The sequence below is a fragment of the Streptomyces sp. NPDC104581 genome (genome assembly GCF_055583685.1).
In genome coordinates, this window is record NZ_JBVJNN010000060.1 from 1 (window position 1) to 19,999 (window position 19,999).

General features: G+C 70.2%; 15 protein-coding genes. 4 read left to right on the top strand and 11 right to left on the bottom strand.

What is annotated here, in order from left to right:
* Window positions 1–167 precede the first annotated feature (167 nt).
* From ACZ61E_RS30465 to ACZ61E_RS30485, 5 genes are all read right to left on the bottom strand, one after another.
* Entirely contained in the window at window positions 168–1,661 is a 1,494-nt protein-coding gene (locus tag ACZ61E_RS30465; protein ID WP_469703414.1) for a glucoamylase family protein, read from the bottom strand.
* Between the two features lie 174 nt (window positions 1,662–1,835).
* Entirely contained in the window at window positions 1,836–3,683 is a 1,848-nt protein-coding gene (locus ACZ61E_RS30470) for a GH39 family glycosyl hydrolase (RefSeq protein WP_469703416.1), read from the bottom strand.
* 87 nt (window positions 3,684–3,770) lie between these two features.
* A complete protein-coding gene (locus ACZ61E_RS30475; protein WP_469703417.1) occupies window positions 3,771–4,706 on the bottom strand; it encodes a carbohydrate ABC transporter permease in 936 nt (311 codons plus the stop codon).
* A complete protein-coding gene (locus tag ACZ61E_RS30480; RefSeq protein WP_469703419.1) occupies window positions 4,703–5,683 on the bottom strand; it encodes a carbohydrate ABC transporter permease in 981 nt (326 codons plus the stop codon). Before ACZ61E_RS30480 ends, ACZ61E_RS30475 begins: the two co-directional genes overlap by 4 nt.
* 5 nt (window positions 5,684–5,688) lie before the next feature.
* Window positions 5,689–6,930, bottom strand: a complete 1,242-nt coding sequence (locus tag ACZ61E_RS30485; protein WP_469703421.1) for a sugar ABC transporter substrate-binding protein — start codon at window positions 6,928–6,930, stop codon at window positions 5,689–5,691.
* A gap of 233 nt (window positions 6,931–7,163) precedes the next feature.
* Between ACZ61E_RS30485 and ACZ61E_RS30490 the strand changes: the two genes are divergently transcribed.
* A complete protein-coding gene (locus ACZ61E_RS30490) occupies window positions 7,164–8,156 on the top strand; it encodes an acetylxylan esterase (RefSeq protein ID WP_469703423.1) in 993 nt (330 codons plus the stop codon).
* Window positions 8,157–8,317: 161 nt separating this feature from the next.
* Here the strand turns inward: ACZ61E_RS30490 and ACZ61E_RS30495 are convergent, their stop codons facing one another.
* Complete coding sequence (locus ACZ61E_RS30495) at window positions 8,318–9,388, bottom strand: LacI family DNA-binding transcriptional regulator (protein WP_469703425.1); 1,071 nt, start codon at window positions 9,386–9,388, stop codon at window positions 8,318–8,320.
* 207 nt (window positions 9,389–9,595) lie between these two features.
* Window positions 9,596–10,357, bottom strand: a complete 762-nt coding sequence (locus tag ACZ61E_RS30500; protein ID WP_469703427.1) for an MFS transporter — start codon at window positions 10,355–10,357, stop codon at window positions 9,596–9,598.
* On the opposite strand from ACZ61E_RS30500, the gene ACZ61E_RS30505 reads away from it, so the two are divergent.
* Window positions 10,338–10,469 carry a hypothetical protein gene (locus ACZ61E_RS30505; RefSeq protein ID WP_469703429.1) on the top strand — a complete coding sequence of 44 codons (132 nt, stop codon included), beginning with the start codon at window positions 10,338–10,340 and terminating at the stop codon, window positions 10,467–10,469. The two genes, ACZ61E_RS30500 and ACZ61E_RS30505, sit on opposite strands and share 20 nt — an antisense overlap.
* A gap of 82 nt (window positions 10,470–10,551) precedes the next feature.
* Here ACZ61E_RS30505 and ACZ61E_RS30510 read toward each other — a convergent pair whose 3' ends face one another.
* The 4 genes from ACZ61E_RS30510 to ACZ61E_RS30525 all read right to left on the bottom strand — a co-directional run bounded on the left by ACZ61E_RS30510 (window position 10,552) and on the right by ACZ61E_RS30525 (window position 14,561).
* Entirely contained in the window at window positions 10,552–11,424 is an 873-nt protein-coding gene (locus tag ACZ61E_RS30510) for a succinate dehydrogenase/fumarate reductase iron-sulfur subunit (RefSeq protein ID WP_469703431.1), read from the bottom strand.
* Entirely contained in the window at window positions 11,421–13,346 is a 1,926-nt protein-coding gene (locus tag ACZ61E_RS30515; RefSeq protein WP_469703433.1) for a fumarate reductase/succinate dehydrogenase flavoprotein subunit, read from the bottom strand. The genes ACZ61E_RS30510 and ACZ61E_RS30515 overlap by 4 nt, the downstream gene beginning before the upstream one ends.
* A 21-nt stretch (window positions 13,347–13,367) precedes the next feature.
* Window positions 13,368–14,189, bottom strand: coding sequence for a hypothetical protein (locus tag ACZ61E_RS30520; protein ID WP_469703435.1), 822 nt, complete (start codon window positions 14,187–14,189; stop codon window positions 13,368–13,370).
* A 132-nt stretch (window positions 14,190–14,321) separates the two neighbouring features.
* Window positions 14,322–14,561 (bottom strand): hypothetical protein, encoded by a 240-nt coding sequence (locus tag ACZ61E_RS30525; RefSeq protein WP_469703437.1) that lies wholly within the window; start codon window positions 14,559–14,561, stop codon window positions 14,322–14,324.
* 318 nt (window positions 14,562–14,879) lie between these two features.
* Here ACZ61E_RS30525 and ACZ61E_RS30530 point away from each other — a divergent pair, with 318 nt between their 5' ends.
* Complete coding sequence (locus ACZ61E_RS30530; protein ID WP_469703455.1) at window positions 14,880–17,465, top strand: ABC transporter family substrate-binding protein; 2,586 nt, start codon at window positions 14,880–14,882, stop codon at window positions 17,463–17,465.
* 334 nt (window positions 17,466–17,799) lie between these two features.
* The gene (gene typA, locus ACZ61E_RS30535) at window positions 17,800–19,686 is read left to right on the top strand and encodes a translational GTPase TypA (RefSeq protein ID WP_469703438.1); all 1,887 of its coding nucleotides are present in this window, start codon (window positions 17,800–17,802) and stop codon (window positions 19,684–19,686) included.
* Window positions 19,687–19,999: the final 313 nt, after the last annotated feature.

A 19,999-nucleotide genomic window follows, 5' to 3' on the forward strand; every position in this document is an offset into this window, starting at 1 on the left:
CGCCCGTCTCCCCCCCCCCCCCCCCGGGGGCGCCCCCCCCCCCCCCCCCCCCCCCCCCCCCCCCCCCCCCCCCCCCCCCCCCGGAGCGGGTGAAGCGCCTGGTGGACACCGGTCCGACCGGCGCGGCGGAGGGGCGACGCCGGCCGGACCGGGGATCTGGGGTGGGATCAGATGCTGAAGCGCTCCTTGCCGAGCATCGGACGGACGCGAGAGGCGAAACCGCCGGTGCGGAAGGGGCGCTGGAGCAGACCGGGCCGCAGCTCCTGGGCCAGAGCGGCGGCGATCATGCCCTGATCCAGGGCGAGGGCCGAGCTGCTGACGTGCCCGGTCCCCACATTGACCGAGTCCCGGAACCCGTAACCGTCGTCGTACGCGCCGAAGTCACGCGCGATCGCCTTGAGGTTGGCGAGGGCCTCCGACCGGGCGTAGGGCAGGGCGAGGAACGAGGCGTGCGGGGTCACGACCCCGTTGGTGTAGGCGGAGGCCGGCGGCAGCGGTTCTCCGTGGGTGACATAGGTGCGGTCGGTGTTGGAGGCGTATCCGTCGATGTTCATGCCGATCGCGTCCACGCCGTACTCCTGGTAACCGCCTTCGGGCACCTCGGAGGGGGAGAAGCCCCAGTAGCCGTACTCCGCCTCCTCCAGACCGTGCTCGATCTGGGAGCGGACGAACCGGCGGTGCGTGGTGCCCCAGGAGCGGGGGGACCACTCCGGCTCGGGCACGAACAGCGGGACCATCAGCGCCTCGAACATCGAGCCGCCCCAGGTCGGGACGAGCTTGCGGCCCCGGTAGGTGTAGTGCCCCTGGAAGAGACGGACGCCGTCGATCGTGTCGTACGCGCCGCCGGGCGGCTGCTCCTGGCCGTGCTCGGGAAGCATGGTGCGGAGCATGTGCCAGTAGTGGTCCGAGGGCAGGCTGCCGTCGGCTATTCCCAGGTAACTGGCCATCCGGGGCTCGGTGTTGAGCGCGCCGTAGTGGTGGGCGGTCGGCTCGCCGGTGTCGGTCCAGAAGCCCCCGCGGAGCTGGCCGGGGCCGGCGACCGGGTCGGCGGCGTCGTACGGCGTGTAGAAGTACGACCAGTCGGCGGTGGAGAGGATCCTGCCGATCCGGCGGCGCAGTCGGCTGTCCGCGTCGGCGGCGATGAGCAGCCCCGTCACCAGCCAGGCGTTGTCGACCGAGGAGAGGAAGGGGCGGACCGGGTCGCCGGTACCGGGCCAGTTGGTGAGCACCGAACCGTCGTGGGCGTCGTACCAGTTGAGCCAGAAGCCGTGGTGGCGTTCGAGCTTCTCGACGGCGGTGACGGTGAGTTCGAGCCGGCGGCGCATGGTGTCCTGGTCGATGACGCCGAGTCCGGCGGCGGCGACGGTGGACCACAGGCCGCAGCCGATGTTGGTCGGTGAGGTGTTCTGCGAGGGGACGGGTCCGCCCGGCGCGTCGAGGTCGATCTTGTCGGCGGCGAGACCGATGCCGGTCGTCATCGTCTCGATCGAGTGATACGTGTCGCGGAACCAGCGGTGCAGCAGCGCTGTGTCGGCGGTGTGACCGGCACGGGAGCGCGATCCGGCCGAGGCCGGCGCGGATACGGCGGGTGTGGTGACGGCTCCGAGGGTCAGGGCGGTGGCCCCGGTTCCCGCGGCGGCGAGAAACGTACGACGGTCCATGAGAGTCCAGCTCCCCTTGGCAGGTGTGGAGTGGTGGCCAGGGCGGGTGCCTGGGCCGGGTCGTTGGCCGCCGCCATGGCCGGAAGCATGTCCGGAGGTCCGGCCATGGCGGCGGTGCTGGTACGGGGGCCGGCGGCGGTCAGGTGCCGCCGGCCCCCGGGACTGTGGGGTCGATCAGGTCCGGACGAGCCGCAGGAAGCGGATGCCCGGGTTGGGCAGGTCGACGGTGAGCGTCGCCGTGCCCGAGTCGTCGGCGACCAGGGGCGCGAGGGGTTCCACGGACAGTTCGTCGGCGGACCGCAGCTTCGCCCACTGGAGGTCGTCGGGCCAGTCACCGCCGCCGAGGTCGTTCCAGACGGCCTGGATGTTGGAGTGCCGCTCGTCGACCCGGCGGGAGAGCGCGGTGTAGGTGGTGCCCGGTTCGAGTCCGTCGACGCGCACGGTCGCCGCACGGTCCAGCAGCGCGGAGCCGTCGATCTTCGACTGGTCGAGCGTGCCGTTCCAGAGGAGTACGTCGACGGTGGAGCCGTCGTCGGCGCGGGTGGCGAGGGACTCCACGAGTGCCCCGGCTCCGTCGCCGCCGACCTCGGCGGGGATCCGCCCGCCGGTCAGCTGCGAGAGGAGGTAGAGCGCCCAGAAGCGGGGCTTGCGGAGATTGCCGACCGTGAGCAGACCGAATCCGCCGTGGAAGAGCCGGGGCGGCCAGCCCAGCTCCTCGAACTGGTCCGAGGCGACCCAGTACGCCAGCGCGTCGGTGGACGACAGCGCGCTCTTCATGCCGCGCAGGACGAACGGAGCGGCGAACACGGAGTCGCTGACCCGGTGGAAGTGGGTGGGGGTGACGCCCCACTCGGTCCACAGGATCTCCGGCTCGGGCCTGCCGGTCGCCTCGGCGAACGCGCGGGTCATCGGGCGGAAGTCAAGCGGGGCGTTGCCGTAGGTGTGGGTGGAGATGAAGTCGACGGGTACGTCGCGCTCCTGGCAGTACTCCAGGAGCGCGCCGACCCATCCGGCGGCGGCGGACGAGGGGCCGCCGACCCTGATCCGCTCGTCGACGCCCTTGACGGCGCGGACGGCGACTTCGTAGAGCCGGTGGTAGTCGTCCTGGGTGCCGTTCCAGAACACCTCCAGATTCGCCTCGTTCCAGACCTCGAACTCCCAGCCCGCGACGGTGTCCCTGCCGTACCGGTCCTGGAGGTGGACGGTCACCTCGCGGCAGAGGTCGCCCCAGTGCTCCCACACCGCGGGCTTGGACACCAGGGCCCGGTAGTCGAAGACCGTGTAGTGCGGATCGGCCGCCAGCTCCTTGGGCATGAAGGAGAGTTCGACCACGGGCCGGAGGCCGGTGGCCAGGAAGCGGTCGTAGACCTCGTCCAGGCCGGAGAAGTCGAACGAGCCGTCGGGCTTGACGGTCAGGGTCTCCGGAAGGAAGGTGCCGTGCGCGCGGACGGAGCGGACGCCGATCTCGTCGCGGACGATGCCCAGCGCCTGTGCGTACTCCTTCGCGACGTCGGAGCCGCCCGCACCCGGCTTGTCCCAGGTCAGCAGGGAGAAGTGCTCGGCGCCGATCATCCGGTTCCAGACCCCGGGGAGGGGAGTGGCGGGTGCCGCCGCGTCCACCGTGACGGTGACCGGGGCAGGACTGGAGCCGGCCGCCCTCGCGCAGCCCGCGGCGGCCTCGGAGAGGGCGCCGGCCCCGCTGTCGGACCAGGTCGCCACCTTGTAGAAGTAGCCGCGGCCCGGCTCGGCGAGTGTGTCGGCGTACGGGGGGTGGGGTACGGCGAGCACGTCTCCGCCGAGGTGGTCGAGCGGTTCGTACGGGCCCTCGGCGGAGTCGGCGCGGTGCACGAGATATCCGAGCGCGCCCGCCACCGGGTGCCAGTTCAGCAGCACGTGGCCGGTGCCGTCCTCGGCGGACAGGCCGCCGGGCGCGGGGAGTTCCCCGATGCCGGTGAGCCGCTGATCACTGGGCTTCCCGATACGGGTCTCCCAGTCGGCGCGAGCGGTGGACTTCTCGGTCATGGCGGTACAAACCTTTTCGTCGATGAGTGCACGGCGGTAGAGCGGCGGCATCGGCGCGGTACGCGTCGGGAGGAGCGGAGTCGGTGGCTACTTCATGCCGGTGGTGGCGAGGCCCTGGGTGAAGTGCCGTTGCAGGACGATGAAGACCAGCAGCACCGGCAGGATGATCAGGAGGGAGCCGACCATCAGCATGCCGTTGGAGCCGGCCGACTGGTTGGGGTCGGTGGCGAAGGTGGCCAGGGCCACCGGGAGCGTGTACTTACCCGGGTCGTTCGTCGCGATCAGTGGCCAGACGAAGTTGTTCCAGGACCCCAGGAAGATCAGGATCGACAGCGTCGCCAGTGCCGGTCTGACCAGCGGCATCGCGATCCGCCAGAAGATGTACCACTCGCGGGCCCCGTCGATCCGGGCCGCTTCCAGCAGTTCGTCGGGGATCGACTGCATGAACTGCCGCATCAGGAACACCCCGAACGCCTGGGCGGCGAACGGCAGCACGAGTCCCGCGTAGGAGTCGATCAGCTGGAGCTTGCTCATCAGGACGAAGAGCGGAAGCAGCATCAGGTTGCCGGGGACCATCAGCGCGCCGAGCACCAGCGCGAAGACCTTGTTCCGGCCACCGAACCGCAGTTTGGCCAGCGCGTAGCCCAGCATCGAGCAGAACACCAGGTTGGACGCGGTCACCAGGACGGCCACGGTGAGCGAGTTGAAGAAGTAGAGCGGGATGTCGAGGCGGTCGAGCAGTTCCCCGAAGTGCTCAAGGGTCCACTCGGTGGGGATCCACACCGGTGGGCTGGCCGTCAGGTCGCGGTCGGTCTTGAACGCGGACAGACCCATCCACAGGAAGGGCGCCACCATGACCAGCAGGCCGGCCGAGAGCAGCACGTAGACACCGGGCTTGCGAAGCCGCCCGCCGCGCGATGCCGGGGCGCGATCCCGCCGGGTGCCGGACCGGCCGGGTTCCTTGGGGTTCCGCGGACCGGTGGGTGCGGAGGGCGGGGGCATGGTCGTACGCGCGGCGCTCATTTCGTGTTGTCCTTCAGCAGACGGAGCTGGAGCACCGTGATCGCCATGATCACGACGAAGAGCACGTACGCCATGGCGCTCGCGTAGCCCATGTGGAAGAAGTTGAAGCCCTCGCGGTACATGGACAGCGACACGGTGAGCGTGCTGTTCGACGGCCCGCCCTGAGTCATCACGAACGGCTCCTCGAAGACGTTGAGATAGCCGATCGTGGTGATGACCGTGGTGTAGAGCATCGTCGGCCGCAGCAGTGGCACGGTGATGCGGCGGAACTCCTGCCAGGTGTTCACACCGTCCAGCCGCGCCGCCTCCCGTACGTCGGGCGGTATGGCCTGGAGGCCGGCGATGAAGAGGACCATGACCGTGCCGAGGTTGCGCCATACGGCCATCACGATCAGCGAGGGCATGGCGAGTGCCTCGGAGCCGAGGAAGTCCGGTGACGTCAGGCCGACTTCGGAGGCGAGGCCCGCGATCAGTCCGTCGGACGGGTCGAGGACGAAGCGCCAGACGACGGCGATCGCGACGATGCTGGTCACGACCGGGGCGTAGAAACCGACCCGGAAGAAGGTGCGCGCCCGGTCGATGCCGTTGTTGAGCAGGACGGCCACGAACAGCCCGAGGCCCACGGTCAGCGGCACGCCGACGACCACGAAGTACGCGGTGTTGAACAGCGACTTGAGGAACTTCTCGTCGTCGAGCAGCTTCGTGTAGTTCTCGAAGCCGATGAACTCCGCCGAGAAGGGGTCGGTGACGTTGCGCAGGCCGAAGTCCGTGAAGCTCATGACGAGCGTCGCGACGATCGGCAGGGCCATGAAGACGGCGAAGAGCACCAGGAAGGGGGTGGAGAACAGCCAGCCGGCGGTCTGCTGCACGGCGACGGTCCGCCGTTCACCGCGCTTTCGCCCGCCGGGCGGAGGGTGCGCCCCCGGTCCGGTCTTCACCGGGGCCGCCTCGGCGGCCGGTTCGGTCGTGGTGCTCATGGCGACTACTCCACAAGCCCTTCGATCTCGGACTGGGCCTTCTTCGCGGCGTCCTCGGCGGACGCCTTGCCCTGGGTCACCTGCGAGATGGCTTCGTCGGCCTTCGAGGAGATCTCGGTCCACTGCGGCAGGACCGGCCACGACTGGGCGGTCTCCATCTGCTCACGGAAGATCTTGAAGTTGGCGTCGTCGGCGAGTTCGCCGGAGTCCCAGGCGCTGGTGTTGGCGGGCAGGTCGCCCGTGCGCTTGAACCAGTCCTCCTGGCCCTTGGTGTCGGTGAGGTAGCTGAGGAACTCGGTGGCGGCTTCCTTGTGCTCGCTGTCCTTGGAGACGACGAGGCTGGAGCCACCGGCCATGGAGGAGGAGCTCTTGTCGGCGGGGACCTTCGCGATGGCCCACTTGCCCTTGAGGTCGGGGTAGTTGTCGTTGATGCCGGCCATGGTCCAGGGGCCGGAGTAGAACATCGGGACATCGCCGGTGTTGAAGTCCGTCAGGACCTCGTAGCCGGGCTGGAAGCTCTTCTTGGCGAGACCCTTGTCGAAGTACGTGCCGTACTCCTCGAGGGCGCGGACGGTCTCCGGGCTGTCCATGGCGGCCTTGCCGTCCGAGACGATCGATCCGCCGGCCGAGTAGAGGAAGGGGTACCAGCTGTGGACGGCGTCCAGTCCGGCGGGCTGGAGCGAGATGCCCCACTTGGTGCCGGCCTTGTCCTGGAAGTCGGAGGCGGCCTGCTGGAGTTCGGGCCAGGTGGCGGGGGCCTCGGTGATGCCGGCCTTCTTCGCCAGGTCGGTGCGGTAGTAGAGGACACGGGTCTCGACGTACCAGGGGACGCCGTAGGTCTCGCCGTCCGCGACACCCTGCTCCCAGGCGGCGGGGAAGAAGTCGGCCTTCTTGAAGGTCTTGGTGTCGACCGGCTCCAGGACGCCGAGTTCGACGAACTCACCCATGAAGCTGCTGCCCATCTGCGTGATGTCGGGCAGTGTGCCGGCCGCGGCGGCGGACACCAGCTTCTGGTGGGCGACGTCCCAGCCTATGGGGGTGACCTTGACGGTGATGTGGGGGTTGGCGTCCTCGTAGACCTTGGCCACTTCGGCGAGCTTCTCACCCTCGACGCCCATGGCCCACACGGTGAGGGTCTGCTTCTTGTCGGCGGCGACGCCTTCGCCCCCCGAGCTGCCGCATGCGGTGATTCCTGCGGCCATCGTGAGGGCGATGGCGGCAGAGGCGGTTCTGGCGGTGCGATGCATGGACGGCTCCTCCTTGAGCTCACCGATGTATGCGCTGCCTGTAAGCGCATACATCACTCTGCTGCAGGCATTCCGGGAACCGCAAGAGGGGCTTTGGTCACACTCGTGCAACATGTGGGACATCCGGAATCTCTCCCTCCGCAGGCTAGGCGGGGCGCCCGCGCCGCGGAAGTGGCTGTGTCGATTCCGGTTGGGCCCCGCCAGGTGGGGGGACCGGGGTTAGTGTCGCGCTCATGTCTGAGTTCGAGCACGACTACCCCTTCGACCCGGCGTACGGCCGGAACCTGGACGAGCTGCTCGACATCCCCGCGCCTGCCCCTCCGGACGGCTTCGACGCCTACTGGCGGGACCGGTTCGCGGCGGCGGCGGGGGTGGCGACCGCGCCGGCCGTCGGGCCGCAGGAGGACGAGCGGGACGGCTGCCGGATCTTCGGGATGTCCTACACCTCCGTGGGCGGGCTGCGCCTCGGCGGCTGGCTGGTGCTGCCGGCCGAGGGGCCCGCCGAACACGGCTTCGTGATCGGCCACGGTTACGGCGGGCGCCAGGAGCCGGGGGCGGACGTGCCGCTGCCGCTGGCCCGTAGCGCCGCCGTCCTGCCGTGCGTACGGGGGATGGGCTCCCGCAGCCGGCGCCCCGGCATCCCCGGCGAGGCCGACCTGCATGTGCTGCACGGCATCGGGTCACGCGACAGCTATGTGATCGGTGACTGCGTGGCCGATCTGTGGTGCGCGGCGTCGGCGCTGCTGGAGCTGGTGCCCGAGCTGAGTGCGGCGGGCCGGGGCGGGAGTGCGCGGCTGGGGTATCTGGGCGGGAGCTTCGGGGGCGGGCTCGGGGCGCTGGCGCTGCCCTGGGACGAGCGGTTCGCCTGCGGGCAGTTGACGGTGCCGACGTTCGGGAATCATCCGCTGCGGGTGAGGCTGCCGTGTGTGGGGAGCGGGGAGGCGGTACGGGCGTACCGCGAGGAGCACCCGGAGGTCATGGACGTCCTCGCGTACTTCGACGCGGCGACGGCGGCGAACCGGATCGGGGTGCCGATGATGGTCGCGCCCGCGCTGTTCGACCCCGCGGTGCCGCCGCCGGGGCAGTTCGCCGTGTACAACGCGCTGCCGGAGGTGCGGGAGCTGCATGTGATGCGGGCGGGGCACTTTCCGTACGACGGCGAGGAGGAGGGGGCCGCGGCGCTGGTGCGGGCCCGCCGTGACTTCTTCACGGCGCGGCTCCGCTGAGGCGGGGTGGTGCGGTGCGGTGCCGAGCGGTGCGGTGCGGGCGGTGCGGTGGTGGGCGGGTCCCGGTGCCGGGCCCGGCACCGGGGTGGCGCGCGGTCCGTCCGGCCGGCGGGCGGTGTCCCGGGGCGCCGGGCGGGCTTGGGACGCGGTGCCGCGCGGGGTCAGCGGCAGCCGCAGCTCGCGCGGTGGGCCACGGTGACCGGCAGCATCAGCGAGACGGGGTCGCGGGCCGGGTCGGCCAGGCGCTGGACCAGGAGTTCCACCGCCTCCTCGCCCAGGCGGCGCATCGGCTGGCGGACCGTCGTCAGGGAGGGGCGCACGATCCGGCTCATCGGGATGCCGTCGAAGCCGGTCACCGCGATGTCGTCGGGCACCCGCACCCCGCGCCGTTCCAGCGCGTGCAGCGCGCCGATCGCCATCTGGTCGTTGGCGAAGAGGATCGCCTGCGGCCGCTCGTGCCCGGCGGCGCGGTCCAGGAGCGCGTCGGTCGTCCGCTCGCCCTCGGCCTGCGTCATCATCTCGGCGCGCAGATCCGGCTCGTCGGCGACCGGGAGGCCCGCCTCCCGGCAGGCTTCCTGGAAGCCGCGGAACCGGGCCTCCGCGTCGGGCGATTCCCGCAGGCCTCCCACGAAGGCCAGCCGGCGCAGCCCGTGGTCGCGGATGAGATGACGGGCCAGCTCCCGTTCGCCGTCGGAGTTCGCCACCTCGATGTGGTCGAGGTGGTCGATCTCGCGCGGCCCGGCCAGCATCACCACCGGCAGTCGCCGTGAGATGACCTCAAGGTCCTCGGTGGGCACGGTCCTCGCCAGTACGGCGAACCCGTCCACCCGTCCCGCGACCTTGGCGACCAGGCTCTCCGGCCCGCCCACCAGCGAGGCGGCGATCAGCAGCGCGTACCCGTGCCGCCGGGCCGCCCGCTCCATGCCGCGGATGATCTGGTCGGAGTAGAGCATCACGGCGGAGTCGTCGGCCTCGGCCTCCGCCCCGGCCACCGCGTCGGTCTCGGCGTCCGGGTCCGCGTAGTCCGGGAAGCAGAGTCCGAGAACCCCGGTGGTCCGGCTGGCCAGACCGCGGGCGTTCCCGCTCGGTACGTACCCGAGGGCGCGGGCGGCCTTCAGTACGCGGTCCCTGGTCTGGGCGCGTACGGAGTCCGGGTTGCGGTAGACGCGCGAGACCGTGGCAATGGAGACGCCGGACCGCTCGGCGACGTCGTACACCGTGGGGGCACTCACCCGATCCGACCATCCGCTCTCGCCGCTGTCACTTCCGACCGCTCAGGCACAGCGTTCGAGCCCGCCGCGATGGCGGCGACCGCGTTCGAAGCATCTGGGCCCGAGGGCATTCCGGTCGAAGTCACCCCGCTCGAAGCCACTCCGTCCGGAGTCGCTCCAGTCCACTCGGTCACATTCTCCCCGTCCACGCCCGCTGTGTAAGCGCATTCACTCTAGGACGCCGGTCTGTGCACGAGCAAGGTCGCCCCCCTCGGGGCCGTCCCCCGCGCCGCGCGCGGCGCTCCCGGCCGTACCCCGCAGCACCAGGGACGAGAAGCCCGCGGCAGCGACCATGACCACCGCGGCGCCCACCGACGCCAGCCCCATCCCGTGCGAGAAGGCGTCCCGCGCCGCCGACAGCACGCCCTCTCCGGCCTCGGCCGGCAGCCGTGCCGCGGCGGCGGCGGCGCCGCCCAGCGTCTCCCGTACGACGTCCGCCTCGCCACCCGGCAGCGCGGCGGCGACATCGGCCGGCAGGGCGCCGGCCATCTCACGGCTGTAGACCGCGGCCCCGACCGAGCCGAGGACGGCCATCCCCAGCGCCCCGCCCAGCTCCTGGCCCGATTCGAGTACGGCGGCGGCCGCGCCCGCGCGCTCCGGCGGTGCGGCCCCGATGGCGAGTTCGTTGGCGAGGGTCATGGCCGCGACCAGACCGCCCGCAAAGAGGGCGCCCGCCGAGAGGCAGAACCAGAGCGGCGAGTCCGTACGGATCTGGGTCAGCCAGGAGAATCCGCAGGCCGCGACGGCGAAGCCGCCGCCCATGACGTACGCGCGGTCGACGCGCTGCGCGAGCATCGCCGCCGCCGGCGCCGCCACGATCACGCCCGACGCCGGCACGAGGCTCCACAGCGCGGCCTCGAAGGGGCTCAGCCCTTGCACGGACTGGAGGTACTGGGTGAGGAAGACCGCCATGCCCACCGTCGCGAACATCGCGAGCACGTTCGCGAACACCGGCCCCCCGAACGGCGCGCTCTTCGAGTTCGGGCTGGAACGGATGCTGGACGGCATCGAGTCGCTGATCGAGCGGTCCGGGGAACGGTAGGAGCCGGTACGGAGAGACCGGCGGTGGGGGAGAGGGCCGAGGGCGCCGGGCGGGACGTGGTGCCCGTCCGGCGCCCACGCGCTCAACCGCTCGTGCGCCGGCGGATCTTGTCGCCGAGCCAGACCAGCGGGTCGTACTTCTTGTCGGCCACCCGCTCCTTCAGCGGGATCAGCGCGTTGTCCGTGATCTTGATGTTCTCGGGACAGACCTCCGTGCAGCACTTGGTGATGTTGCAGTAGCCGAGCCCGTGCTCGTCCTGCGCGGTCCGCTGGCGGTCGAGGCCGGTCTCCTCGGCCGCGTCCAGCGGGTGCATGTCCAGCTCGGCGACCCGCATCAGGAAGCGCGGCCCGGCGAACGAGGTCTTGTTCTCCTCGTGGTCACGCACCACGTGGCAGGTGTCCTGGCACAGGAAGCACTCGATGCACTTACGGAACTCCTGCGAGCGTTCCACGTCCATCTGCTGCATCCGGTACTCGCCCGCCGCGACTCCCGGCGGTGGTACGAACGCGGGTACCTCCCGTGCCTTCTGGTAGTTGAAGGACACGTCCGTCACCAGGTCCCTGACGACGGGGAAGGCCCGCAGCGGGGTGACGGTGATGGTCTCCTCGCGGCTGAACGTGGACATCCGCGTCATGCAGAGCAGCCGCGGCCGGCCGTTGATCTCCGCGCTGCACGAACCGCACTTGCCCGCCTTGCAGTTCCAGCGCACCGCCAGATCGGACGCCTGCGTCGCCTGGAGGCGGTGGATGATGTCGAGGACCACCTCGCCCTCGTTCACCTCGACGGAGAAGTCCTTCAGCCCGCCGCCCTCCGCGTCGCCCCGCCAGACCTTGAACTTGGCCTCGTAGGAGGTCGACGCGGTCGCCCCCGCCGACGGGGCCGGCGCGGCGGCCGGTGACGGGACCGAGGCGGAGGAGTCGGATGTGCTCGGAGTCGGAGTCGTGCTGGCGCTCACTCGTGAAGCTCCTCTTCGGCGAGGTACTTGACCAGCTCTTCCTTCTCGAAGAGGGCGAGCAGGTCGGGACGGATGGGCTCGGTCGTCTTCCGGGAGAGGCTGATCCGGGCGAGCGTGGGATCGGCCGCGGGGTCCCGCGCCGAATCCTTCAGCCGGCAGTGCAGATTGACCGGGCGCCAGTCGAGAGCCATACCGGGCCAGTCCTCGCGGGTGTGACCGCCGCGGCTCTCCGTGCGCTCCAGCGCCGACAGGGCGATGCACTCGCTGACCAGCAGCATGTTCCGCAGGTCGATCGCGAGGTGCCAGCCGGGGTTGAACTGCCGGTGGCCCTCCACCCCGGCCCGCGCCGCCCGCCGGCGCAGCCCGCCCAGCCTCTCCAGCGCCTGCTCCATCTCCCCCTCGCGCCTGATGATGCCCACGAGGTCGTTCATCGTCTGCTGGAGGTCCTGATGGACGCTGTACGGGTTCTCCGGCGCCCCACCGCCCTCCGGCTCCTCCGCGCCGAACGGCCGCAGCGCCTCGGTGGCCGCCGCGTCGATCTGCGCCTCGTCGAGGACCGGTCGGGTCGTGAGGCCTGCCGCGTACTCGGCCGCGTGCAGTCCGGCCCGGCGGCCGAAGACCAGCAGGTCGGACAGTGAGTTGCCGCCCAGCCGGTTGGAGCCGTGCATGCCGCCCGCGACCTCGCCGGCCGCGTAGAGACCGGGGACACCCGGTGTGGCGGCGGTGTCGGAGTCCACCGCGATACCGCCCATCACGTAGTGACAGGTGGGGCCGACCTCCATGGCCTCGGCCGTGATGTCGACGTCCGCCAGCTCCTTGAACTGGTGGTACATCGAGGGCAGCCGGCGCTGGATGACGTCGGGCGTCATACGGGTGGACACGTCCAGGAAGACACCGCCGTGCGGCGACCCCCGGCCCGCCTTGACCTCGGAGTTGATGGCGCGGGCCACCTCGTCACGGGGCAGCAGCTCGGGCGGGCGCCGGTTGTTGTCCGGATCCTCGTACCAGCGGTCGCCCTCCTCCTCGGACTCCGCGTACTTCTCCTTGAAGACGTCCGGGATGTAGTCGAACATGAACCGCTTGCCGTCGGAGTTGCGCAGCACTCCGCCGTCGCCGCGCACCGACTCGGTGACGAGGATTCCCTTCACCGAGGGCGGCCAGACCATGCCCGTCGGATGGAACTGCACGAACTCCATGTTCAGCAGCGGGGCGCCGGCGAGCAGCGCCAGCGCGTGCCCGTCGCCCGTGTACTCCCACGAGTTCGACGTCACCTTGAAGGACTTGCCGATGCCGCCCGTCGCCAGGACGACGGCGGGCGCCTCCAGGACGAAGAAACGGCCGGACTCGCGCTCGTAGCAGAACGTGCCCGAGACCCGCTCGCCCTCCTTCAGGACGGAGGTGACGGTGCACTCCTGGAAGACCTTCAACCGGGCTTCGTAGTCACCGAATTCGCGGAAGTCCTCCTGCTGGAGGGCGACGATCTTCTGCTGGAGCGTACGGATCAGCTCAAGGCCGGTCCGGTCGCCGACGTGCGCGAGACGTGGATACTCGTGCCCGCCGAAGTTGCGCTGGGAGATCTTCCCGTCCGCCGTGCGGTCGAAGAGGGCGCCCCAGGTCTCCAGTTCCCAGACCCGGTCCGGCGCTTCCTGTGCGTGCAGCTCCGCCATCCGCCACTGGTTGAGGAACTTCCCGCCGCGCATGGTGTCGCGGAAGTGGACCTGCCAGTTGTCCCCGGAGTTCACATTGCCCATGGAGGCGGCGATACCGCCCTCGGCCATCACCGTATGGGCCTTGCCGAAGAGGGACTTGCAGATGACAGCCGTACGGGCGCCGCGCTCGCGCGCCTCGATGGCGGCCCGCAGACCTGCTCCGCCCGCGCCCACCACCACGACGTCCCACTGCTCGCGTTCGAGTTGCGTCATTGCTGAAGGCTCTCCCTAGCACTAAAAGAGGCGCGGATCGTCGAAGACCCCGCTCGCGAGCAGATACACATAGAAATCGGCGAGGGCGACGCTGATCAAAGAGGCCCAGGCAAGCTGCATATGACGGTTATTCAGCTTCCCTACCCAGCCCCACAGCCGGTAGCGCACCGGGTGCTTCGAGAAGTGCTTCAGCCTGCCGCCGATGACATGGCGGCACGAGTGGCAGGAGACGGTGTACGCCCAGATCAGCGCGATGTTGACGACCATGATGATCGTGCCGAGGCCCATGTGGCCCCACTCGTACTCCGAGTTGCGGAAGGCGAGCACCGTGTCCCACGTGAGGATGACCGCCACCAGGACGGCCGCGTAGAAGAAGTACCGGTGGAGGTTCTGCGCGAGCAGCGGGAAGCGGGTCTCGCCGGTGTACTTCTTGTGCGGTTCCGCCACGGCGCAGGCGGGCGGCGAGGCCCAGAAACTCCGGTAGTACGCCTTGCGGTAGTAGTAGCAGGTCATACGGAAGCCCAGCGGGAAGACCAGGATGATCAGCGCGGGGGACAGGCCCCACCAGCTGCCGAAGATCTCCAGGTTGGGTCCGCCCTTCATCGTCTCGCAGTTCTCCGCGAGGCAGGGCGAGTAGAACGGCGAGACGTAAGGCGCCGCGTAGTAGTGGGCGTTGCCGAACGCCCGCCAGGTCGAGTAGACGACGAAGGCGAGAAGTCCGGCCGCCGTGGCGGCGGGCGCCAGCCACCAGCGGTCGGTCCGCAGGTGGCGGGCGGCGATGGCGGCACGCGACTTGTCGTGCACGCCCGTATTCAGTTGGGGTCGTTCCGTGCCTGTAGCCAACGAAAACTCCGTATGGAGATGGAGTGGGATCGGGTGGGGGGTCGAAGGGCCGGGGCGGATGATGGTGAGTGATGACAGGTGATGCCGTGCGGTGCGCGGTGGTGCTCGGGCGCGGTCGGGGCGGGCGCCCCGTCAGGGCGCGCGCCGGTCCCGCAGCCCCAGGCCCTCGTCGTCCGAGTCCGTCCACAGCGCCGCGTTGTACGGCGCGTCGGGAATGGTGACCACTTCGGGACGGTCCTTGGGAGCGGGCCTGGAAGGCGTGACCGGGACGGCCTCGTTCAGCCGGCCGACCGTCCGCTCCAGGTCCGCGACGCGTTGGACGAGCTCATCGATACGACGGTGGACTGCTGTCAGATCTTCCGGCTGGGACATGTGCCCTCACTTCCGCAGGGGAGCGGTGCCATCGGTAACGCGCCTGCGAGTGTCGCTTGTCACATCCCCGCTTGTGAAGGGACGTGCAGGGATTCCCGGCGCATACCTCAGCCGTGCGCTCCGCGTCGTTGATGTCGCGCCCCGTCATTTTCGCTCTTTCGGCGGGGCCGCGTGGCGCTTCTCGTTGCGCCGTCCGGGTGGGTTTCGGGCGCCGGGCCGCCGTGTCGCCGGGATTGGCGGGAACTGGTCCTCTTCAGTGGGTGGGCAATAGGTGTGATCATCTCTAAATTCCACAAACAGGACGAAGAGGTAGAGGCGATGTCCCAGGTCGGTGCCCCACGCGGGAGGACATGCTCCCGGACCATCCGCTCCGTCGCGCTAATCACCACCGGCGTGCTCGCCCTGCCCGGGCTCGTCTCGTGCAGTTCGGACGACGAGCGGAACGAGGTCCCGGCCGCCGCCCAGGACGTCGCCCCGGCGGCACGCGACCGGATCGCGGACGGGGGCACACTGCGCTGGGCCGTCGACACGGTGCCCACGACCCTCAACACCTTCCAGGCGGACGCCGACGCCGCCACCTCGCGCGTCGCCGGCGCCGTACTGCCCTCCCTCTTCACCCTCGACAACACCGGCCGTCCGCAGCGCAATCCGGACTATCTGGAGTCGGCGAAGATCATCGAGCGCGAGCCCAAGCAGGTCGTGCTCTACAAGCTCAACCAGGAGGCGGTGTGGAGCGACGGACGCGAGCTCGGCGCCGCGGACTTCGTGGCCCAGTGGCGCGCCCTGAGCGGCAAGGACTCCGCGTACTGGACCGCGCGCAACGCCGGGTACGAGCGGATCCAGAAGATCGAGCGCGGCGCGAACGACCTTGAGGTCAGGGTCACTTTCAACAAGCCGTACGCCGACTGGAGGGGCCTCTTCAGCCCGCTGTACCCGAAGGACGTGATGGGGGCGCCGAACTCCTTCAACGACGGCGCGCGCAACAAGCTCAAGGCCACGGCGGGACCCTTCCAGCTCAAGGAGCTGGACCGGGAGGACCGCCAGGTGACGCTCGTCCGCAACCCCCGCTGGTGGGGCGCGCGGCCCAAGCTCGACTCGATCGTCCTGAGCGCCGTGTCGCGTGACAAGCGCGCCGCCGCCCTCGCCGAGGGCACCCTCGACCTCGCGGAGATCGACAGCCCCGTGGCGGAGCGGATCAAGCGGGCGGCGAACGACACCAAGGGCGGAGCGGGGCCGCGGTCCGACACCGGGCGGGCCCCTGGGACGGCGTCGCCGTCCGCCACGGGTGACTCCGACGACGAGAAGGCCGAGGCCGCCCAGGCGTCGCGCGAGAAGGCGGACCGGGCGCTCGCGAAGTACGCCGAGGAGCAGAAGGGCCTGCGGGCCTATGTCGTACGCAAATCCCTGGAGCCCGCCTTCACCCAGCTCGCGCTCAACGGGGAGAGCGGACCGCTCGCCGACGAGCGCGTACGGCGTGCCGTGGCCCGCGCGCTCGACCGGCAGAAGCTGGCCGAGGCCGTACTGAAGCCGCTCGGCCTGCCGGCGAACCCGCCCGGCAGCCATCTGGCGCTGGCCGGACAGCACGCGTACGCGGACAGCAGCGACGCGCTCGGGAAGCAGGACACGCAGGAGGCGCAGGGCCTGCTCGCCGACGCCGGCTGGACGCCCGGCGGCCCGCTGAAGAAGGACGACGGGACGAAGGCCGGGAGCGAGGCCGACGCCGACAAGAAGAAGGACAAGGACGCGGACAAGGAGAAGAAGAAGGAGAACGAGGGGGAGACGGAGAGCGACGCGCGTGAATCCGGCACCGGTTCGGGCTCCGAGAGCGCCTCGGACAGTCCCTCGGGCAGTCCCTCGGACGGTGCCTCCGGGAGCGACTCCGACAGCGCCTCCGGGAGTGACGCGGACGGCGCCTCCGACGACGGTGCCTACATCGTCGGTGACGACAAGCCCGGACGGGGAGCCCCTGTCCCCGGGACCGGTACGGGTGTCATCGCCCCGGCCTCCGGCACCGCCTTCCAGCGCGCGGTCCTGATCTCGCGCGCCGCGTCCCCGGCGGAGTCGGACGTCAACGCCCAGGACAGGCAGCCGGGCGGCGGCGGTATGGCCGGCGCGTACGCCCCGAGCGGCACCGAGGCCCCGTCCTCCGCCTCCCCGTCGGCATCGCGGTCCGCGTCGGCCTCCGCCTCCGCGTCCGCTTCGGCCCCGGTCTCCGCGCCCGCTTCGGCCTCCGGCCTGCCCGGCCCGCTCGCCAAGGACGGCAAGCCCCTGACCCTGCGCTTCGTCCTGCCCTCCGGCTCCGGCTCCGAGCAGCTGCGTACCGTCGGCGAGAAGATCGCGCGCATGCTCGACCGCATCGGCATCCGTACGGAGATCACCAAGGTCGCCGACGCCAACTACTTCAAGGACCACATCGCGTCGGGCGACTACGACCTCGCCCTCTACTCGTGGCCCGCGACCGCCTACCCCGCGACCGACGGCCGGCCCATCTACGCCAAGCCCGTCCCCGCCTCGGACGGCTCGCTGCTGGTGGAGCAGAACTACACCCGCGTGGGTACGGACCACATCAACCAGCTGTTCGACCAGGCCGCCTCCGAGCTGGACGAGAAGGCGGCCCGCGATCTGCTCAGGCAGGCCGACGCCCGTATCTGGGCGGCGGCCGGGTCCATCCCCCTCTACCAGCGCCCGCAGCTCGTCGCGGCCAAGCCCTCCGTGGCCAACGCCGGTGCCTTCGCCTTCGCCTCCCCGCGCTACGAGGACATCGGTTTCAAGGGCGGCGCCAAGAGCGGCCCGGAGGCGGCCGGGAAGTCGGCGCGGCCCGGAAAACCGGCGGAGTCGGAGCAGGCGACGAGGAGTGCGAGCCCCGAGCAGCCCCGGGAGACGGGCTCCGAAAGCGACGAGTAGGGGAAGGGCAGTGGTGGCGCGGAAGAAGAAACGGAGAGAACCAGCAGGTCAGCCCCTGAGAGCCGGCTGACTCACTTGCCCGCCGGGATTCCCGGCGGGCAAGATCGTGTGCACCCCCTGACCCGGGCGACCCCACACCCCGCGGTACCCCCCCGCCGGCCCCCGCCCGGCACTCTCCGCCCGCGCTCGCGAGCGCCCCCGCGGGCTGTCGGATCGGCCCCGGAAGCCCCGGACGCGCCAGCCCCGTACGATGGGTACGGCCGTGGCGTGTCCGCCCGGCGGGCGTACGAGGAAGAAACGCCGCATCCCACGATCGAGAGAAGCGCCAGCCAGCATGCCCACGCGCCACGACATCCGTAACGTCGCCATCGTCGCCCACGTCGACCATGGCAAGACCACTCTGGTCGACGCCATGCTGAAGCAGGCCGGCGCCTTCGCCGCGCACGCCGCCGAGCACCTCGACGACCGGATGATGGACTCGAACGACCTGGAGCGTGAGAAGGGCATCACGATCCTCGCCAAGAACACGGCGGTGAAGTACCACCCCAAGGAGGGCGGTACGGGTGACATCCCGAACATGGTCACGATCAACATCATCGACACCCCGGGCCACGCCGACTTCGGCGGCGAGGTCGAGCGGGGGCTCTCGATGGTCGACGCGGTCGTCCTGCTCGTCGACGCCTCCGAGGGCCCGCTGCCGCAGACCCGTTTCGTCCTGCGCAAGGCGCTGTCCGCCCGGCTCCCGGTGATCCTGTGCATCAACAAGACGGACCGGCCCGACGCCCGTATCGCCGAGGTCGTGGACGAGACGTACGACCTCTTCCTCGACCTGGACGCGGACGAGGACCAGATCGAGTTCCCGATCGTCTACGCCTGCGCGCGTGACGGCGTCGCCTCGCTGACCAAGCCCGAGGACGGCACCGTCCCGGCGGACAGCACCAACCTGGAGCCGTTCTTCAGCACGATCCTGGGTAGTGTCCCCGCCCCGGTGTACGACGAGGACGCGCCGCTCCAGGCCCATGTCACCAACCTGGACGCCGACAACTTCCTCGGCCGTATCGCGCTGTGCCGCGTCGAGCAGGGTGAGCTGAAGAAGGGCCAGACCGTCACCTGGATCAAGCGTGACGGCACGATGTCCAACGTCCGCATCACCGAGCTGCTGATGACGGAGGCGCTCACCCGCAAGCCGGCCGAGAAGGCGGGCCCCGGCGACATCTGCGCCATCGCCGGTATCCCGGACATCATGATCGGCGAGACACTGGCCGACCTGGAGAACCCGGTCGCGCTGCCGCTGATCACGGTGGACGAGCCGGCCATCTCGATGACCATCGGTACGAACACCTCGCCGCTCGTCGGCAAGGGCGGCAAGGGCCACAAGGTCACCGCCCGTCAGGTGAAGGACCGGCTGGACCGTGAGCTGATCGGTAACGTCTCGCTGCGCGTCCTGGACACCGAGCGCCCCGACGCCTGGGAGGTGCAGGGCCGCGGCGAGCTGGCGCTCGCCATCCTGGTCGAGCAGATGCGCCGCGAGGGCTTCGAGCTGACCGTCGGAAAGCCCGAGGTCGTCACCAAGGACGTCGACGGCAAGGTGCACGAGCCGATCGAGCGCATGACGATCGACTGCCCCGAGGAGCACCTCGGCGCGATCACGCAGCTGATGGCGACCCGCAAGGGCCGTATGGAGACCATGACCAACCACGGGTCCGGCTGGATCCGGATGGAGTGGATCGTGCCCTCCCGCGGACTCATCGGCTTCCGTACGGAGTTCCTCACCCAGACCCGCGGCACCGGTATCGCGCACTCGATCTTCGAGGGCCACGAGCAGTGGTTCGGCGAGCTGCGGACCCGTAACAACGGCTCGCTCGTCGCCGACCGGGCCGGTTCGGTCACACCGTTCGCGATGGTCAACCTCCAGGAGCGCGGTGTCATCTTCACCGAGCCGGGCACCGAGGTGTACGAGGGCATGATCATCGGCGAGAACTCGCGCGCCGACGACATGGACGTGAACATCACCAAGGAGAAGAAGCTCACCAACATGCGCGCGGCCTCCGCCGACACGACGGAGAACGTGGTGCCGCCGCGCAGGCTGTCGCTTGAGCAGTCCCTGGAGTTCTGCCGCGACGACGAGTGCATCGAAGTGACCCCGGAGACGGTCCGTATCCGTAAGGTCGTCCTGGACCAGAAGGAGCGGGGCCGCGCGGCCTCGCGCGCCAAGCGCTGACCCGCCGTCGGCGGGAGTGATCCGGCGGCCCGGCCCACCCGTGCAAGATGCGGTGGACCGGGCCGTTCGTCAATCCGTTTTTCCCGGCCGGGTGTCCGGATATCGGCCTCCGCTATCCGGAACATGGGTTAACGGTCCGTTTCGCGGGTGTCTGTCTGTGCTCAGTTTGTCCGGATTTCGGGCTGTGGGGGCACTTCGATGTTGTCAAACCGAGACGCTCTAAGTGTGGTTTACAGCCGAGCTGTACTTAATAGTTGGCTCCATTGAGCTCGGGTCAATGGGTCACGCGCGATGGGGAGCGCCGACTCACGAG

What these genes read in the sequence shown, in the direction of transcription:
- ACZ61E_RS30465 (WP_469703414.1), bottom strand. Translation starts at nt 1,661, where the DNA reads ATGGACCGTCGTACGTTTCTCGCCGCCGCGGGAACCGGGGCCACCGCC.
- ACZ61E_RS30470 (WP_469703416.1), bottom strand. Translation starts at nt 3,683, where the DNA reads ATGACCGAGAAGTCCACCGCTCGCGCCGACTGGGAGACCCGTATCGGG.
- ACZ61E_RS30475 (WP_469703417.1), bottom strand. Translation starts at nt 4,706, where the DNA reads ATGAGCGCCGCGCGTACGACCATGCCCCCGCCCTCCGCACCCACCGGT.
- ACZ61E_RS30480 (WP_469703419.1), bottom strand. Translation starts at nt 5,683, where the DNA reads ATGAGCACCACGACCGAACCGGCCGCCGAGGCGGCCCCGGTGAAGACC.
- ACZ61E_RS30485 (WP_469703421.1), bottom strand. Translation starts at nt 6,930, where the DNA reads ATGCATCGCACCGCCAGAACCGCCTCTGCCGCCATCGCCCTCACGATG.
- ACZ61E_RS30490 (WP_469703423.1), top strand. Translation starts at nt 7,164, where the DNA reads ATGTCTGAGTTCGAGCACGACTACCCCTTCGACCCGGCGTACGGCCGG.
- ACZ61E_RS30505 (WP_469703429.1), top strand. Translation starts at nt 10,338, where the DNA reads ATGCCCACCGTCGCGAACATCGCGAGCACGTTCGCGAACACCGGCCCC.
- ACZ61E_RS30500 (WP_469703427.1), bottom strand. Translation starts at nt 10,357, where the DNA reads ATGTTCGCGACGGTGGGCATGGCGGTCTTCCTCACCCAGTACCTCCAG.
- ACZ61E_RS30515 (WP_469703433.1), bottom strand. Translation starts at nt 13,346, where the DNA reads ATGACGCAACTCGAACGCGAGCAGTGGGACGTCGTGGTGGTGGGCGCG.
- ACZ61E_RS30525 (WP_469703437.1), bottom strand. Translation starts at nt 14,561, where the DNA reads ATGTCCCAGCCGGAAGATCTGACAGCAGTCCACCGTCGTATCGATGAG.
- ACZ61E_RS30530 (WP_469703455.1), top strand. Translation starts at nt 14,880, where the DNA reads ATGTCCCAGGTCGGTGCCCCACGCGGGAGGACATGCTCCCGGACCATC.
- typA (WP_469703438.1), top strand. Translation starts at nt 17,800, where the DNA reads ATGCCCACGCGCCACGACATCCGTAACGTCGCCATCGTCGCCCACGTC.